At 68.4% G+C, this 17475-nt stretch carries 14 protein-coding genes; 4 read left to right on the top strand and 10 right to left on the bottom strand.

Annotated elements, in window-relative coordinates; genetic code table 11:
* The first annotated feature begins 193 nt into the window (after nucleotides 1-193).
* Together NP80_RS01215 and NP80_RS01210 are read left to right on the top strand one after the other, a co-directional pair.
* The gene (locus tag NP80_RS01215; RefSeq protein ID WP_006407355.1) at nucleotides 194-745 is read left to right on the top strand and encodes a helix-turn-helix domain-containing protein; all 552 of its coding nucleotides are present in this window, start codon (nucleotides 194-196) and stop codon (nucleotides 743-745) included.
* Entirely contained in the window at nucleotides 738-2060 is a 1323-nt protein-coding gene (locus tag NP80_RS01210) for a HipA domain-containing protein (protein WP_006407354.1), read from the top strand. The genes NP80_RS01215 and NP80_RS01210 overlap by 8 nt, the downstream gene beginning before the upstream one ends.
* An 89-nt stretch (nucleotides 2061-2149) precedes the next feature.
* On the opposite strand, the gene NP80_RS01205 is transcribed toward NP80_RS01210, so the two are convergent.
* The 10 genes from NP80_RS01205 to NP80_RS01160 form a co-directional block, all read right to left on the bottom strand.
* Nucleotides 2150-3061: a hypothetical protein gene (locus tag NP80_RS01205; RefSeq protein WP_006407353.1), complete on the bottom strand. Its 912-nt coding sequence runs from the start codon at nucleotides 3059-3061 to the stop codon at nucleotides 2150-2152.
* A 361-nt stretch (nucleotides 3062-3422) separates the two neighbouring features.
* Nucleotides 3423-5150: a site-specific integrase gene (locus NP80_RS01200; protein WP_006407352.1), complete on the bottom strand. Its 1728-nt coding sequence runs from the start codon at nucleotides 5148-5150 to the stop codon at nucleotides 3423-3425.
* A gap of 108 nt (nucleotides 5151-5258) precedes the next feature.
* Nucleotides 5259-6527: an MFS transporter gene (locus NP80_RS01195; protein ID WP_006407351.1), complete on the bottom strand. Its 1269-nt coding sequence runs from the start codon at nucleotides 6525-6527 to the stop codon at nucleotides 5259-5261.
* A 17-nt stretch (nucleotides 6528-6544) separates the two neighbouring features.
* Complete coding sequence (locus NP80_RS01190; protein WP_006407350.1) at nucleotides 6545-7333, bottom strand: peptidylprolyl isomerase; 789 nt, start codon at nucleotides 7331-7333, stop codon at nucleotides 6545-6547.
* A 9-nt stretch (nucleotides 7334-7342) separates the two neighbouring features.
* Nucleotides 7343-8026: a respiratory nitrate reductase subunit gamma gene (narI, locus tag NP80_RS01185; RefSeq protein WP_006407349.1), complete on the bottom strand. Its 684-nt coding sequence runs from the start codon at nucleotides 8024-8026 to the stop codon at nucleotides 7343-7345.
* Between the two features lie 25 nt (nucleotides 8027-8051).
* A complete protein-coding gene (gene narJ, locus NP80_RS01180; protein ID WP_006410636.1) occupies nucleotides 8052-8744 on the bottom strand; it encodes a nitrate reductase molybdenum cofactor assembly chaperone in 693 nt (230 codons plus the stop codon).
* Nucleotides 8741-10276, bottom strand: coding sequence for a nitrate reductase subunit beta (narH, locus tag NP80_RS01175; RefSeq protein ID WP_006410640.1), 1536 nt, complete (start codon nucleotides 10274-10276; stop codon nucleotides 8741-8743). Before narH ends, narJ begins: the two co-directional genes overlap by 4 nt.
* The gene (locus NP80_RS01170; protein ID WP_006410638.1) at nucleotides 10273-14049 is read right to left on the bottom strand and encodes a nitrate reductase subunit alpha; all 3777 of its coding nucleotides are present in this window, start codon (nucleotides 14047-14049) and stop codon (nucleotides 10273-10275) included. Before NP80_RS01170 ends, narH begins: the two co-directional genes overlap by 4 nt.
* 257 nt (nucleotides 14050-14306) lie before the next feature.
* Entirely contained in the window at nucleotides 14307-14498 is a 192-nt protein-coding gene (locus tag NP80_RS01165) for a DUF2964 family protein (protein WP_006407344.1), read from the bottom strand.
* Nucleotides 14498-14986 carry a universal stress protein gene (locus NP80_RS01160; protein ID WP_006407343.1) on the bottom strand — a complete coding sequence of 163 codons (489 nt, stop codon included), beginning with the start codon at nucleotides 14984-14986 and terminating at the stop codon, nucleotides 14498-14500. The genes NP80_RS01165 and NP80_RS01160 overlap by 1 nt, the downstream gene beginning before the upstream one ends.
* Before the next feature lie 256 nt (nucleotides 14987-15242).
* Between NP80_RS01160 and NP80_RS01155 the strand changes: the two genes are divergently transcribed.
* Both NP80_RS01155 and NP80_RS01150 read left to right on the top strand, forming a co-directional pair.
* Nucleotides 15243-16007 (top strand): 2-keto-4-pentenoate hydratase, encoded by a 765-nt coding sequence (locus NP80_RS01155; RefSeq protein ID WP_035947306.1) that lies wholly within the window; start codon nucleotides 15243-15245, stop codon nucleotides 16005-16007.
* A 77-nt stretch (nucleotides 16008-16084) separates the two neighbouring features.
* Nucleotides 16085-17470, top strand: coding sequence for a hypothetical protein (locus NP80_RS01150; protein ID WP_006407340.1), 1386 nt, complete (start codon nucleotides 16085-16087; stop codon nucleotides 17468-17470).
* Nucleotides 17471-17475 lie beyond the last annotated feature (5 nt).

Below are 17475 nucleotides of genomic sequence, written 5' to 3'. Positions count from 1 at the left end.
AGGATTCGGCGCGTGCAAGGCGATAAAACTGTTCGATTGCACGGTTTTTCATCCGAAGCCCTCGATGAATGTCGAAAACTTGCCGATCGCACGGTTTTCACTTGAATTTCGGCGTCGACGTGCAATACTGCTCGTTCGTACAGTTTTTTGTCCGCCACGGCTGCGCGTGTCGCGGCCGTCACCGGAGTGCTCCATGCGTTACACGATCGAACAGGCGTCCGACATCGGCGGCGTGATCCGCGCCGCACGCAAGGCGCAGCAGTTGCGCCAGGACGACGCGGCCGGCAGCGTCGGCGTCAGCGAGTCGTTCATGGTGAAGGCCGAGCGCGGCGCGGACACCGTCCAGTGGGGCAAGGTCTTCCAGATCCTGCAAGGGCTCGGCGTGCAGGTCGTGGTCGACCTGCCGGACGTCAGCGGTGAGCTGCTCGAACGCCAGTCCGCGCGCGCCGCGCAGCGCGCCGAGATCCGCGCGCGGCGCGCGGCCGAGCGTCTGCTGCTGCGCGCCGACGCGGCCGCGCCGGCGTCCGACCGGCGTGCGGGCGAACGCACGACGGATGCGCGCGTGCTCGCGGCCGCGCGGCTCGTGCTCGCGGCCGGCACCGCGCCGCGCAGCGCACGCTCGGGCAAGCGCGCCGACGCCGGCGCGTCGCGCGCGCTCGACATCGCGCACCGCGTGCTCGCCGAGGCCGGCGAAGCGCCGCCGCCCGCCGCGCGCACGAACGACGGCGAGGCCTCGCATGACTGAACGCGCGCTGATTGCGGCGATCGGCGCCGAGCCGATCGGCACGCTGCACGAAAACCGCAACCTGTGGGCGTTCGAATACGCGCCGTCGTGGCTCGCGCATCCGGCGCGCTTCTCACTGAGTCCGCACCTGCCGCTGCAGGCCGACATGCTGCGCGACGGCGCGACGACGCGTCCCGTTCAGTGGTACTTCGACAATCTGCTGCCCGAGGAGGCCGTGCGTGCGCTGCTTGCGCGCGACGCGGGGCTGCCCGACATCGGCGATGCGTTCGCACTGCTCGAGCATTACGGGCGCGAATCGGCCGGCTCGGTCACGCTGCGCCTGCCCGACGACGCGGCGGACGACGACACGACGCTGCGCCCGCTCGATGCGGCCGCGCTCGACGCGCGCATCCGCGCGCTACCTGCCGTGCCGCTCACGCACGACGCGCCGAAGAAGATGTCGCTCGCCGGCGCGCAGCACAAGCTGCCGGTCGTGCTGCGCGACGGCCGTCTGTTCGAGCCGAGCGGGCAGGCCGTCTCGACGCATATCCTGAAGCCCAATCATCCGCACGCGCACGACTATCCGCATTCGGTCGTCAACGAATGGTTCGTGATGACGCTCGCGCGCCGCGTCGGCCTCGACGTGCCCGACGTCGAGCGCCGCTACGTGCCTGCGCCGGTCTACGTGATCCGTCGTTTCGATCGCGTCGACACCGACGCGGGCGTCGAACGGCGCCACGCGATCGACGGCTGCCAGGTGCTGAACCTGCCCGCGACGATGAAGTACACGGGCTGGTCGCTCGACGCGCTGGCCGCACTCGCGAACGCGTGCCGCGCGCCGGCGCCGGTGCGGCTGCGGATCTTTCGCTGGCTCGTGTTCTGCGTGATCGTCGGCAACGGCGATTCGCATCTGAAGAATCTCAGCTTCATCGTCGGCGACAGCGGGCTCACACTCGCACCGCACTACGATCTGCTGTGCGACAGCGTCTACGAAACCGCCGCGTACAGTGCGCGCGGCCGCTGGCCCGATCTGACGGAATTCACACGGCCGGTCGCGGGCGTGCAGCGCTATGCGGATTTCACGCGCGACGTGCTCGAACGGGCCGGCGCGGCGCTCGGCCTCACGCGCGCGACCGCGCAGCGCCATCTCGACACGCTCGTCGCGCAGATACCGGCGCACGCGGACGCGCTGCTCGCCGAGGTCGCGCGCGACAACGATGCGATGCGCGATGCGCGCCCCGAGCTGACCGCGACGCTCGGCGGCGAGATGCATCTGCTGCGCGCGATCCGGCACATCGTGATACAGGAGATGGTCGAGCGGCTGCGGCCGCGCTGACGGTCGCGCGCCGTTCGCGGCGCCGCGCGCTGCGTGTCGTGCGTCGAACCCGCGTGCAGGGCATGCGCGGCGCGGCGCGCGGTTGCCCGCTACCGCGCCGTCTGCTGCCGCTGCACTTCCTGCGCCTTCATCTGCAGATAGTCGCTGCGATCGACCTCGTGCAGTTGCCGCGGATACTGCTCGGTCGCGTCGAACCAGCGCACGAGACGCTGGTCGAGCGGCTTGTCGAGCGTCGCGAGATACGCGTCGATCGCGAGGTAGTAGCGCATCGTGTTGCGCTCGAGCAGCCCGCGCACGCCGCCGACATAGTGCGGCTTGCCGCCCGACGCATCGGCGACGGTCGTGAAGCCGACCTTGTCGCTGCCGATCGTCGACAGGTACGTCTTCATCGCGAGCCGGCCGACCGTGCCGAAGCCGTACGAATACGTCAGATGCAAAAACGTACGCGACTCGCCGAGCGGCACGGCTTCCAGCGCGATCCGGTAATCCTTCGTGCTCATCGGCCCGCTGTCGGCAGTCAGGTCGACCTGGAAATAATCGGGTGTCGCGGCCGCGACGCGATAGCGAAACTGCAGCCGGTACGTGTCCGACAGTTTCTGCTCGGTCTTGCGTCCGATATTCACGTCGAGCACCGCGCCGTTGCCGCCGGACGACGCATGGCAATACTTCGTGTTCAGATGCAGGATCAGCACCGCGCACCAGTTCGCCGGGCCCTGCGCAGGATCGTTGAGCTTGCCGTTCACCACCTGGAACGGATAGTCGACCACCGCGTAGATGTCGCCCTTCAGCGTCGATGCCGCTTCCGAGGATTCAAGGTACAGCGGGCGGTGGAACGGGTTGTTCTTCAGTTGATCGCCGAGGCTGCGATAGCGCTCGAGCAGCGCGGCGGCGCCGTCGGCGCCGAACGACAGGGCGCTCGAGGCGATACAGCAGAGCGCGACGAGCGCGCGCGCGGCAAGCCCGGCGAACCGCACCGGGCGCAGGCGTTCGGATAGCTCCATTCATGTGCTCCAGCAGGTTGCGCGACAGGGCTGCGCATCAAACGGACAGCATACGCCCGGATCGACAGCGATGCGCCCGCCCGAGTTTCATCGCACGCAAGGATCGGCGATCGGGCGGGCGCCGCACGCCGTCGTGCTATCCACAGTTTCACTGGACAACCATGTGGAAAACCGGCGCTCTCCCTTGTCCCGCCTGGGTTTGCACGGCGCGCCCATAAAATGGGCAATGTACCGGGTCCGGATCGTCGAGACGGCGTTTCACCGCGGCATCGGCCGAGCGCCGACGAGCCGCCGTCGCCCGCCCCCATCGAGCGTCCCCCGCGCTGCACGCCGCCGCCCGAAAAACGGGCGCGCCCGATGCTCACTTGTCCGCCGCGAACGCACTGGCCATCTGCCGCGCACGCTTTACGTCGTCGCCGTGCAGATAGATCGACGTCGTCGAGATCGACGCGTGGCGCAGGTTGTCGCGCACGGTCGTCAGTTCCGCGCCGCGCGCGAGCGCATGCGTCGCATGCGTGTGGCGCATCCAGTGCGGGCTCGCCTGCCGCAGCTTCTGTGCGAGCGCCGGATTGTCCGCTTCGATGAGATCGGCCGTCTGCACGAAGAAGCGCTGCATCACCTTCCACAGCCGCACGCTCGTGATCGGCGCCGCGCCGTCCTCGGTGAGCCGCGGAATTAGCGGCGTGTCGGGCCGCCAGCGAACCGGCGTGACCGGTAATCGGCGTGCGACCAGATAGCGATCGAGCGCCGTCCGCGCGAGCGGCGGCAACGCGACGCGCGCCGCCTTGCTGCCTTTACCGACGACTTTCAGCCACGCGTCGCCGTGCGCATCGGTGTCGATGTCGCCGAGCGTCGCGCCGACCAGTTCGCTCGCGCGCAGCCCGGTCGCATAGCCGAAATCAAGGATGAAGCGCAGCCGCTGCGCGGCCGCCGGCGTCCATGCGGCGGCCGGCACGTCGGTCTTGCGGAACTCGAGTCCGTCGGCGATCGTCCGCACCAGCAGCCATTCGCCTTCGGTAAACGCGTGCGACGTATCGAGCGCGCTCGCGCCGCGCGTGTCGCGCACCTTCACGCCGGCGAACGGATTCGCGAGCACGTAGCGCTGCTCGATCAGCCAGCGGAACATCGCGCCGAGCACCGAGAGCGCATACGCGGCCGAGCGCGCCGACAGCGCGCCGGAAAACGGCCGCCAGTCCGGCGCGCCGCGTGGCCGCACGGGCCCGATCCAGCGCTCGTGCGGCGTCGGCCGCCGCAGGAACGTGCGATACGCGAGCGCGTCTTCGGTCGTCAGCGACGACAGCGCACGGCCGCGCTCGACGATTGCCCACAGGATCAGCCGCTCCGCTTCCTTCCGGTATGCGCGCCGCGTCGCGGCCGACTCGTGCAGCGACAGCCACGCATGCACGGCCGCGTAATCGTTGTCGGCGTCGAGCGTGCAGGTCGCGCGCGGTGCGCGGAACGTGCCGGCCGATCCGTCGACTTCGTGCGGCAGCTTCAACTGCTCCCACGGGACGATCGTGCCGCGCGGCGTCGCGGCAATCAGCGCGCGCGCACGCTCGGTCAGCGCCGGATGCGCGGCGAAGAACGCCTCGATGCGCCGCGCACCGGCAAGGCCGAGGCCCGCGATCGCCTTCCACCACTGACGCCGGCGCGGAATCCGCACGGTCAGATCGGCAAGCGTCGCGATCCCGTGCGCGCGCAGCGCGGCGACCGCGCGCGCGGGCAGCCACGCATCGATCGCGTCGCCGATCTGCGGCACCGGCGCGCGCGCATGCCGCAGCACGCCGATCGCGTCGGTTGCGGCCTTCGCTTCCCGTAAACGCTCACCGTCGGGATGCGCAAGACACGTCGCGAGATCGGGGCGGCCGACCTCGCGCGCGATCCGCACGAGCCGTCGGCGAATGCCGCCGATCACGCCGCGCGCCGAGCGACCGTTGCCGAGGCGGTCGGGCAGATAGCGCTCGACCGCATCGCGCACGGGCATCCCCGCATACCACGCGCGCAGCGCGGCGAGTTCGTCGGCATCGGGAAAGCCTGCGGGCGCAGGGACGGGATCGGAGGAAGACAGGAGCGTGACGCGCGGTTTCATGGGCGCCAGTTTGACAGAACTGCGCGCGACAGAAAACGCATGCGGCGCGGCGCCCGTCGCGATACGGCGCGCGCTGCCGGCAGCGCGTCGCCGCAGGCGGCGACCGCCTCAGCCCGTGACGGGCGTGCGCCGCACTTCGGACAGATAGATCAGGATCAGCGACACCCACACGACGCCGTACAGCAACATGAAGCAGGTCGTGCGCACGCGCAGCAGATCGAGCAGCAGCCCGAACAGGATCGGCAGCAGGAAGCCGCCGAGCCCGCCCGCAAGGCCGACGATGCCGGTCACGACGCCCATGTTGTCCGGGAAGTCGTCGGCGACGTACTTGAAGGTCGACGCCATCCCGAGCGCGAACACCGCGCCGAGCACGAACGTCAGCGCGACAAAGCCGGCGACCGGCATCGACACGTTGATCGCCGCCGTGCCGTCGATCGTATGAATCACGAAGTCGGTTGCCGGATACGACAGCAGGAAGAGGCAAATCCACGCGACCCACAGCCCCCACCAGGTGACGGCATGCGCGCCGAAGCGGTCGGCGAGCGCGCCACCGAGCGCGCGCAGCACCGAGCCCGGCAGCGAGAAGCCGGCCGCGAACGCGGACGCCATCACGAGCGACATTCCGTATTCGGCTTTCAGGTACTGCGGAATCCACAGCGACAGCGCGGTAAAGCCGCCGAACGTGATCGAGTAGTACTGGCAGAGCCGCCACACGCGCGGATCGCGCAGCACCTTGAACGAATCGACCCACGATCCGGCCGCCTTGCCCGCGCCCGGATCGCGCGCGGACATCAGCCAGAAGATTGCGGCCGTGACGAGCAGCGCGACCGCGTAGACGCGCGGCACCGTGCGCCAGCCGTATGCGGACAGCAGCAGCGGCGTGACGAACAGGTTCACGGCCGCGCCGCAGGTGCCTGCGCCGAACACGCCCATCGCGAGCCCGCGCCGCTCGGGCGGAAAGAAACGCGCGACATACGGCGTGCCGACCGCGAACGATGCGCCGACGCAGCCGAGAAACAAGCCGATCACGAGAAACTGCCACAGCGCATTCGCGTAGCTCACGAGATAGACCGGCAGCGCACACACGACGAGCAGCGCCGTCATCACGATCCGGCCGCCGAAGCGGTCGGTCCACGTGCCGAGCGGCAGCCGCATCAGCGCGCCGGTCAGCACCGGCGTCGAGGTCAGCAGGCCGAATTCCGTGCTGTTCAGCCCGAGCTCCGTGCGCAGCTGCACGCCGAGCACGCCGAACATCATCCACACGACGAAACACACGATGAACGCGAGCGTGCTGCCGGCCAGCACCGACCATGCGCGCAGCGGAATCGCCGGCGCGCCCGCGGGCGGCACCGGACGCTGTTGTTGTCGAATTGCCATATCAGAAAAATCCCGTGTCATTGGACGAGCGGCCCGTTCGCGCCGTCGAAGCGCACGCCTTCGATGTGCGCGCCGCCCGCGAGAATCGCCACGTATTGCCGCATTGCGCGCTGGCGCACGCGCGCGGTCAAATGCGCGGCAATCTGCGCGGCGACTGCGTCGAACGGCACCGTGTCGCCCGGTACGCGGTGGTCGATCCGCACGATATGAAAGCCGAAGCGCGTGTTGACGAGTTTCGGCAGCACGCCGAGGCCGTCGGTATCGAACAGCGCGGCTTCGAATTCGGGCACGGTATCGCCGCGCAGCAATTGACCGAGGCTGCCGCCGAGCTGCGCCGACGGACAGTTCGACGACGCACGCGCCACCGCATCGAACGTATCGGGCGCGGCCACCACGTCGGCGAGCGCACGCTCGGCGCGCTGCCGCAGCGGCGCGAGCGGCACGCGGTCGGTCACCGCGAATAGCACGTGACTCGCATAGACGATGTCGTTGCGCCGGAAGCGCGCCGGATGCTGCGCGTAATAGCGCTCGCAATCGGCGCGGTCGGGTTCCGGCACGTGCGTCAGCTCGCGCGCGAGCAGCGCGTCGAGCGCCGCGTCGTCGAGCGGCGCGCCTTCGTCGAGCAATGCGAGCGACACCGCACGCTGGCGCAGCAATTCGCGCACGGCGAGCGCATGCCGCGCCGCATCGAGCGCGTCGCGCGCATCGCCGTGATGCTCGGTTTCGGCCGCGATCGCGTCGTCGCCGATCGCGATACCGTTGACGACGAGCGGCGCCGTCGCGGCTTCGGAGAGAACGTCGTTCATGCGATCTCCTCAGCGCTTGCGCACGAGCTGATACGGGCGGACCAGATAAGCGACCGACGCGATGCCGCTCCAGATATGGACCATCCGCGTGAACGGCGAGACGAGGAAGATCGTAAAGCCGAGCAGGATATGCAGCCGGTACGTGAGCGGCACGCCGACGAGGAGGCTCGCGACGTCCGGCCGAAACGTCACGACGCCTTTCACGTAGTCGGTCAGTTGCTCGAACATCGCGCCGTCCATGTGGCGCGTCGACAGCACGACGGTGCCGAGCCCAAGCGCGAGCTGCAGCCACAGCATCAGCACGATCGCGACGTCGGACTGCCGGCTGCTGCGACGGATCCGCACGTCGCCGAGCCGCCGCCAGATCAGGATCGTCAGCCCGACGATCGACACGAGGCCGGCCGCGCCTCCCGCCACCATCGCGACGAGCTGGTGGCCCGACGCCGACAGAAACGGCGACACAAGCCAGTGCGGCGCGAGAAACCCCGCGAAGTGCCCGATCACGACGACGAGCACGCCCCAGTGAAACAGGTTGCTGCCGAGCCGCAGCGCGCCGTGCCGCAGCAGCTGCGACGAGTCGCTTTTCCACGTGTACTGCTCGCGGTCGAAACGGATCAGGCTGCCGAGCAGCAGCACCGCGAGACAGAGATACGGGTAGATCCCGAACAGGAACGTATGCAGGTAATCGTTCATCGCTTTCCCCAGTAAGACGCGGCACTCACGCGCGACGCGCGGGCCGCCGGTCGTGGAATTGCACGGTTTGCTCCGCCGGCGTCGCCGCGCCGACGAAACGCACGGCTTCGTCTGCATACGCGGCGTCGAGCGCGCGATAGTCGGGATGCTCGGCCGCCGCGTCGTCGTCCGCCGACGTCGGCGCATCGGCCGGTGCGAGCCCGGCCATCGGCAGCAGCGCGCCGACGACGAAGCTGTAATGACTGCGGCGCTGCGCGAGCTGCGCCGCGAGCGCGCGCAGGATGTCGCCGGTCTCGCCGAGCAGATTGCGCGCATCGGGCGCCGGCAGCCGCGACAGATATTCGAGGAACACCGGCAGATAGTCCGGCAGTTCGCCGGGCTTCAGATACAGCCCGTGCCGCTCGTACATCTGCAGCAGATCGACCATCGCCTGGCCGCGATCGCGCGATTCGCCGTGCACGTGCTCGAACAGATGCAGCGAGGTCGCGCGGCCGCGGTCGAACAGCGCGACATAGTTCTCCTGCAGCGTCAGCAAATCGCGTTCGCGCAGATACGCGAAGAACCGCTCGAGGCCCGTGCGCACCGCTTTCGGCCAGCGCGTGCGCGTGCCGTCGCGCAGATGCGCTTCGATCGAATCGAGCGCATCGACGAGCGCGTCGTCCGGATAGTCGAGCAGCGCCGCCAATGCCGCGTAGGTCGGATCGGGTGCGCTGCTCATCGCGACACCTCGCGAACCGGAATCGTCTTCGTGCCCTTCTCCTTCTTCGCGCTGAACAGGCTCGCGGACGAACGGCCGTCCGAACAACCGTTGCCGAACGAGAAGCCGCACGATGCGCGCAGGTCGTACGCGTTCTCCGCATACTCGCGATGCGTGGTCGGGATCACGAAGCGATCCTCGTAGTTCGCGATGGCAAGGTAGCGGTACATCTCGTCGACCTGCGCGACCGACAGGCCGACCTGGTCGAGCACGCCGCGCGCCTCGATGCCGTCCACGTGCCGCGCGCGCATGAACGCGCGCATCGCGAGCAGCCGCTCGAGCGCGAGCTTCACGGGCGCTTCGTCGCCGGCGGTCAGCAGGTTCGCGAGATAACGCAGCGGAATGCGCAGCGATTCGACGTCGGGCAGATAGCCGTTCATCCCGAGCGTGCCGCTGTTCGCGGCCGCGTTGATCGGCGACAGCGGCGGCACGTACCAGACCATCGGCAGCGTCCGGTATTCCGGATGCAGCGGGAACGCGATCTTCCAGTCGATCGCCATCTTGTAGGTCGGCGAGCGGCGCGCGGCCTCGAGCCACGCGGCCGGCACGCCGTCGCGCCCGGCCTGCGCGATCACGGCCGGATCGTCCGGATCGAGGAACAGCGACAACTGCGCGTCGTACAGGTCCTTGTCGTTCTCGACGCTCGCCGCTTCGCCGATGCGGTCCGCGTCGTACAGCAGCACACCGAGATAGCGGATGCGGCCGACGCAGGTTTCCGAGCAGACGGTCGGCTGCCCGGCCTCGATGCGCGGATAGCAAAAGATGCACTTCTCGGCCTTGCCGCTTTGCCAGTTGTAGTAAATCTTCTTGTACGGGCATCCCGACACGCACATGCGCCAGCCGCGGCACTTGTCCTGGTCGATCAGCACGATGCCATCCTCCTCGCGCTTGTAGATCGAGCCCGACGGGCACGACGCGACGCAAGCCGGGTTCAGGCAGTGCTCGCACAGGCGCGGCAGGTACATCATGAACGTGTTCTCGAACTGCCCGTAGATCTCCTTTTGCACGTCCTCGAAGTTGTAATCCTGCGCGCGCTTCTCGAACTCGCCGCCGAGGATTTCCTCCCAGTTCGGCCCCCACTCGATCTTCTCGAGCCGCTGACCGCTCACGAGCGAACGCGGCCGTGCAACGGGCATCGCGTTCGTGTTGCCGGATTCCTGCAGATGCGCATAGTCGAACGTGAACGGTTCGTAGTAGTCGTCGATCTCGGGCAGATGCGGGTTTGCGAAAATCTGCGCGAGCAGTCGCCACTTGCTGCCCAGGCGCGGCTCGATCTTGCCGTCGGCGCGGCGCTGCCAGCCGCCGCGCCAGCGGTCCTGGTTCTCCCAGTCCTTCGGATAGCCGATGCCCGGCTTCGTCTCGACATTGTTGAACCACGCGTATTCCATGCCTTCGCGGCTCGTCCAGACGTTCTTGCACGTCACCGAGCACGTGTGGCAGCCGATACATTTGTCGAGGTTCAGCACCATCGCGATCTGTGCGCGTACTTTCATGATGCTTCTCCTTCGCGTACGGCCTGCGTTGTCGGGTTGCCCACCTGTTCTTCTCCGTCGAGCCAGTCGACCTTGTTCATCTTGCGCACGATCAGGAACTCGTCGCGGTTCGAGCCGACCGTTCCGTAGTAGTTGAAGCCGTACGACAGCTGCGCATAGCCGCCGATCATGTGCGTCGGCTTCAGCGCGATGCGCGTGACCGAGTTATGGATGCCGCCGCGCGTGCCGGTGATTTCGGAGCCCGGCGTGTTCACGATCTTTTCCTGCGCGTGATACATCATCACCATCCCGGCCGGAATTCGCTGGCTCACCACCGCGCGCGCGCACAACGCACCGTTCGCGTTGTAGCACTCGATCCAGTCGTTGTCGGCCACGCCGATCGCCTTCGCGTCGTCCTCCGACATCCAGACGATCGGCCCGCCGCGCGACAGCGTCAGCATCAGCAGGTTGTCCGTGTAGGTGCTGTGGATGCCCCACTTCTGGTGCGGCGTCAGAAAGTTGAGCACGCGTTCCGGGTTGCCGTTCGAGCGCTTGCCCAGCATGTGCGCGTAGCTGCCCGTGTCGATCGGCGGCTTGTACACGCAGAGCGACTCGCCGAACGCGCGCATCCACGGATGATCCTGATAGAGCTGCTGGCGGCCCGTCAGCGTGCGCCACGGCACGAGCTCGTGCACGTTGACGTAGCCCGCGTTGTACGACACGTGTTCCGACTCGATCCCGCTCCACGTCGGCGACGAGATGATCTTGCGCGGCTGCGCCTGGATGTCGCGGAAGCGGATCTTCTCGTCCGCACGCGCGGCGGCCAGATGCGTATGATCGATGCCCGTCGTGCGCGACAGCGCACGCCAGGCCTTCACCGCGACTTCGCCGTTCGTCTCGGGCGCGAGCGCGAGAATCACCTCGGCCGCGTCGAGCGCGGTGTCGATGCGCGGGCGGCCCTGCGCCGCGCCCGCCTCGACGCGATAGTTCAGCTCGCCGAGCAGTTTGACTTCGTCCTTCGTGTCCCAGCCGATTCCCTTGCCCGCGTTGCCGAGCGTGTCCATCAGCGGGCCGAGCGACGTGAAGCGCGCGTACGTGTTCGGATAGTCGCGCTCGACGACGGCCACCGACGGCATCGTGCGGCCCGGCACCGGCTCGCATTCGCCGCGCTTCCAGTCGCGCACGTCGAACGGCTGCGCGAGCTCGGCCGGCGTGTCGTGCGCGATCGGTGCCAGCACGACGTCGCGCTCGACGCCGAGATGGCCGTCGCAGAGTTCGGAGAAGCGCTTCGCGATGCCCTTGAAGATCTCCCAGTCGCTCTTCGCTTCCCACGCGGGATCGACGGCCGCCGACAGCGGATGGATGAACGGATGCATGTCGGACGTGTTCATGTCGTCCTTCTCGTACCACGTCGCGGTCGGCAGCACGACGTCCGAATACATGCAGGTCGTCGACATCCGGAAGTCGAGCGTCACGAGCAGATCGAGCTTGCCGCGTGGCGCGTCCGCGTGCCACGTCACTTCGTCGGGACGCCGGCCGCCCGTCGCGCCGAGGTCTTCGCCCTGCACGCCGTGCGTCGTGCCGAGCAGATGCTTGAGGAAATACTCGTGACCCTTGCCCGACGAACCGAGCAGGTTCGAGCGCCAGACGAACAGGTTGCGCGGATGGTTTTCCGGCGCGTCGGGGTCTTCGCAGGCCATGCGCAGCGTGCCCGACTTCAGCTGCTGCGCGATTTCGGCACCCGCCTGCGCCGGATCGGCAAGCTGCGCGCCGACCTGCAGCGGATTGCGCGCCAGCTGCGGCGCCGACGGCAGCCAGCCCATCCGCTCCGCGCGCACGTTGTAGTCGATCGGCGCGCCCTGGAACTGCGACGGATCCGCGAGCGGCGACAGCAGCGCGGCAGGGTCCATCGGGTCGTAGCGCCACTGGTCCGTGTGTGCGTAGAAGAACGAGGTCGAGTTCATGTGACGCGGCGGGCGGTGCCAGTCGAGCGCGAACGCGAGCGCGGTCCAGCCCGTCTGCGGACGCAGCTTCTCCTGGCCCACGTAATGCGACCAGCCGCCGCCCGGCTTGCCGATGCAGCCGCACATGATCAGCATGTTGATGATCGCGCGGTACGACATGTCCATATGGAACCAGTGGTTGATCCCCGCGCCGATGATCACCATCGACTTGCCCTGCGTCTTGTGCGCGTTCTCCGCGAACTGGCGCGCAACCGCGATCACGTCGGCGCGCTTCACGCCCGTGATCGCTTCCTGCCACGCGGGCGTGTACGGCAGATCGTCGTCGTAGCTGGCGGCCACGTCGCGGCCGCCGAGCCCCTGATCGAGCCCGTAGTTCGCGACGAACAGGTCGTACACGGTCGCGACGAGCATCTCGCCGTTGCGCGTCGCGATGCGGCGCACGCCGATCCGGCGCGACAGTTCCGCGCGATGCTGCGTCGAGTTGAAGTGCGCATGCGGCTGATTGCCGAAGTACGGAAACAGTACGTCCACCACGTCGTCGTGCTCGGTCGTGCACGACAGCCGCGGCGACAGCGCCGCGCCGCCCGACGTCTCGCTGCGCAGGTTCCACTTGCCGGCGTCCGCGGCGTCCCGCTGCGCCCAGCGGAAGCCGACCGAGCCGACCGGCACGACGAACTCGCCCGTCGCATCGTCGATCGTCACGGCCTTCCACTCCGGATACGCGGCCTCGTCGAGCGCATCGTCGAAGTCCGACGCACGCACGAGCCGCTCCGGCACGTAGCCGTCGCCGTGCGGCACGAGCCGCACGAGGCACGGCATGTCGGTGTAGCGCTTGCAGTAGTCGGCGAAGTAGTCGCTGCGCGCCGGGCCCGCGAGATGAAACTCCTTCAGGATCACATGGCCCATCGCAAGCGCGAGTGCCGCGTCGGTGCCCTGCTTCGGATGCAGCCACAGGTCGCCGAATTTCGCGCCCTCCGAATAGTCGGGGAACACCGACACGACCTTGGTGCCGCGATAGCGCGCCTCGACAAGGAAGTGCGCGTCGGGCGTGCGCGTCTGCGGGACGTTGGAACCCCACATCATGATGAACGTCGAGTTGTACCAGTCCGCCGATTCGGGCACGTCGGTCTGCTCGCCCCAGGTTTGCGGCGATGCGGGCGGAAGGTCGCAGTACCAGTCGTAGAAGCTCAGGCACACGCCGCCGATCAGCGACAGATAGCGCGAGCCGGCCGCATACGACACCATCGACATCGCCGGGATCGGCGAGAAGCCGACGACGCGATCGGGGCCGTGACGTCCCACAGTGTGCACATTGGCCGCCGCGACGATCTCGTTGACCTCGTCCCAGCTCGCGCGCACGAAACCGCCGAGCCCGCGCCGGCTCTGATACGCGCGGCGCGCTTCGTCGTCGTCGACGATCGAGCGCCAAGCCTCGACCGGCGCCATCGTGCGGCGCCGCTCGCGCCACAGCTTCACGAGCGCGCTGCGCACGAGCGGATGCTTGAGACGGTTCGCGCTGTACAGGTACCACGAGTACGACGCGCCGCGCGAGCAGCCGCGCGGCTCGTGATTCGGCATGTCGGGGCGCGTGCGCGGATAGTCGGTCTGCTGCGTTTCCCACGTGACGATCCCGCCTTTCACATAGACCTTCCACGAGCACGAGCCGGTGCAGTTGACGCCGTGTGTCGAGCGGACGACCTTGTCGTGCTGCCAGCGCAGCCGATAGCCGTCCTCCCACTGCCGATCCTCGTCGGTGACGGCACCGTGGCCGTCGGAGAAGCGCGGCCGCGCCGTCGTGAAGTAACGCAATCTATCCAGGAAATGGCTCATGGGGATCTCGTTCTTTTACGGTCTTTCGGCAGACCTTGATCATTTAAGGAGGCCGCAACGGCGAAGTAAAGGACACCGTTTCGGCCGCATGCTGCGCGTAACGGTTCATCGTCATGGCGGCGACGTCGGGCGTATCGCTTCTCGATACGAATCGCGACATTGTTGACTCGAGCGATTCGCCGGAAGCCGAACCATGTCGATGTCCTGATCGATTCATACGCCGTTGGCAGCATGTCGGCGACAGTGCTGCCGTCGCATCATGTGTCGCGCTTGTCGGCGACGTTCAGCATCACGACGAATCCGCACACGCCGACGATCAGCGCGATCGCGCCGCCGTGCAGCGCGGTCGGCTCGTCGAACAGCAGTCCGACGACAACGGCCATCATCCCGAGCAGCGTCACGAACACCGCGAGCGTCGCGATGACGATCTTCGACGGGCGGCCGGTCATCATGCTTCCGCGCCGCTGCGCGCATCGGACGACGCACGTATGCGCTCGCCGCGAATCAGCAGCACCGGACAGCATGCGCGGCGCACGAAGCGCTCGGCGACGCTGCCGAGCAGCATCCGCTGAATCCCGCGCCGCCCGTGCGTGCCGACCACCGCGAGATCGACGTCGTGCTCGTTCGCATAGCGTTGCAGCCGCGCGGCGACATCCTCGCCGAGGCCGTCGGTTTCGACGAGTTCGGTGTCGCCGTTCACCGAGGCTTGCCTGATCGCGTGCTCGGCCTCGCGCAGTGCGTCGATCCCGCCGCGGCGCAGTTCGTCGACGAGCGCCTGCGGATCGAAGCGGCCCGCGTACGCGAACAGCGCGGATCTGTCGACGACATAAACGACCGCCACTTGCGCACCATTCGTTTTCGCAATCTTCAGCGCTTCGTCGAGCGCGTGTTTCGACGACGCACTGCCGTCGAACGCGACCATGATCGTGTTGTACATGCGGATCTCTCCGGTTGCCGCCGCACGGAGGTTCGTGCGGCCATGCGACCATCATCCGCGGATCGGCGGCGCCCGACGTTGCGCGCGGTCAATCGAGCTCGCGCCGCTGCGTGCGTCAAAGCGACGCGCCGGTCGCGCCCGCACGCGGCGGCCGGCGCGGCCGCGCGCTGCAGCCCGCGCATCGAAAACGTTATCATCGGCATGATTCGTTTCGTCCGGCTCGTTTGCCGGCTTCCTTTCACTACGCTCAACCGACATGACAACGACTATCGAACGCGTGGACGGCGCCGCCCAGCATCTCGTCGCCGCCCGCCATGCCGGCGCGCCCGGCCCGCTGCTGCCCGATGCTTTCCGTCCCGAAGACGTCGACACCGCGCTCGCGATCCAGCACCGCGTCGCGGACCTGCTCGGCGAGGCGATCGGCGGATGGAAGTGCGCGCTGCCGCCGCCCGAGCGCGTCGTCGTCGCGCCGATTTTCGCGTCGACGATCCGCGAAGCCGGCGCGCCGTACCGCGTCGTCACCAGCACGCCGAGCGTGCGGATCGAGCCGGAGATCGCCTTCGTGCTCGATCGCGACCTGCCGGCGCGCGCGCAGCCGTACGGCGACGCCGACGTGCGCGACGCGATCCGCGAAGTGCGGCTCGTGCTCGAAGTGCTCGGCTGCCGCTATGCGGAACCGGCACGCGCGACGAAGCTCGAATTGCTCGCCGATGCGCAGTTCAATCAAGGCTTGTGCGTCGGGCCCGTCGTGCGCGACGGGCTGCACGCATCGCTCGAAGCGTTCGAGATTGCGTTCGAAGGCGAACTGCACCGCACGATCGACGGCGGCCATCCGGACGGCGATCCGCTGAAGCCGCTCGTCTGGCTCGCCAACTTCGCCGCGTCGCGCGGCGAGCCGCTGCGCGCCGGGCAGATCGTGACGACCGGTTCGTATGCGGGCGCGATCGAGGTGCCGCTCGGCGACGCGCTGACGGTCCGCTTCGGCGAACTCGGCAGCCTCGCGGTCACGCTCACCGCATAACGCACCGCCGTCCACGCACGCCGGCAACGCAATCCGGCATCATGGACGGCGTGCCCCTTCCGCTCCGCGTCCTCGCCATGCCGCCGATTCCGCTACCCGCGCTGCTCGATCGCATCCTGCGCACCGTCCTGCGCCGCTATCGGCTGCCGCCGCTCGCGCGTTCGTCGTCGCTGGACGCGTCGACGAACGCGGCCACCGTGATCGCGACCGTGATCGAGGAGGCGCGCGTCGCGCTCGCCGCGCACACGGCGCCCGAAGCCGCGCTGCAGGACCGCTTCGTCGCCGCGCTCGCGCGCATGATCCGCGATGCGGTCGATCCACACATGGGCGATCCGGCGTTTCAGGCCGCGGTGCTGCGTCACGACGCGCCGAGCGTGCGCGACTACGCGGCGTTGTCCGCGCATGCCGACCAGGACCGGCGCGCGCTGCGCTCGACCGTCAACACGCTCGCGCATCCGGCGAAGCGTGAACGTTGTGCCCATGCATGGCAACGCGACGCGCTCGCGGAGCTCCATACCGCGGCGTTTTCCGCATCGTGGAGCGCGTTCGATGCGACGGTGCGACGGTGGCGTGCGCACCCGGACACCGCAAGCGATCCCGTGTTTAGCCGCGAACTCGCGAAACTGACGGACAGCCCGGCGCTCGCGCGCTTGCAACGCATCGATGCGCTCGCATCCGACCCGTCCGTGCGCCGCTACCGCGCGCTACTCGCGCGGCACGGCCCGCAGTCGGGCAGCGCGCTGGCGGTGGCACAAGGCGTCACGTCGCGGCAACGCGGTGCGGCCGTCGAAGCGGCGGCCGCGCAGGCGCTCGACGCGGTTGCGCAGCGGCTCGATGCGCACGACGGCACGCCGCGCTATCGCGTCGTGACCTCGATGCGCGTGCCGTCGGCGATACCCGGTCCGCACGATCGCGCCAAGACGGAATGGGATGCCGTACTGCTCGAACGTGCGAACGACGACGCGCAGGCGCCGGTCTGGAACGTGTGCTTTCTCGTCGAAGCGAAGGCGTCCGCGGATGCGGCGACCACCGATCTGCCGAGACTGCAGCGCGGGTTGCGGCTGCTCGCCCAGGCCGATGGGGACACCGTGTATTCGTTCGACACGCGACAGGGCGCGGTACGTGTAACGGGCGCGTCGCTCGGTGCGCTGACGACCGACGAAGCGACGCTGCCGCGCGAAGTGATGTACTGCTGCGACGAGCGCGCGGAGGTGACGCCGCGCCTGCTCGGCGCGGCCAGCCGCATGCAGTTGCTGTGCGCGCAGGCGAGCCTCGACTATGCGAGTACGCTGCTGCGGACCGGCGACGCCGATCCGCGCATGCTCGGCGTGATCTGGGAAGCGCTGATCGGCGTGCCGCAATGGCGCTCCGTGCTGCACCAGTATTCGACGCTGCGTCAGGTGCGCGAGCTGATGGTGCGGATCGACGATCTGCTGGTGGCGATCGACGACGCGGCGGCGTGACGCGC

The sequence above is a fragment of the Burkholderia multivorans ATCC BAA-247 genome (assembly GCF_000959525.1).
Taxonomy (GTDB): Bacteria; Pseudomonadota; Gammaproteobacteria; order Burkholderiales; family Burkholderiaceae; genus Burkholderia; species Burkholderia multivorans.
The sequence above is the reverse complement of the archived record's forward strand: the minus strand, read 5'-3'. Positions and strand labels throughout refer to the sequence as shown.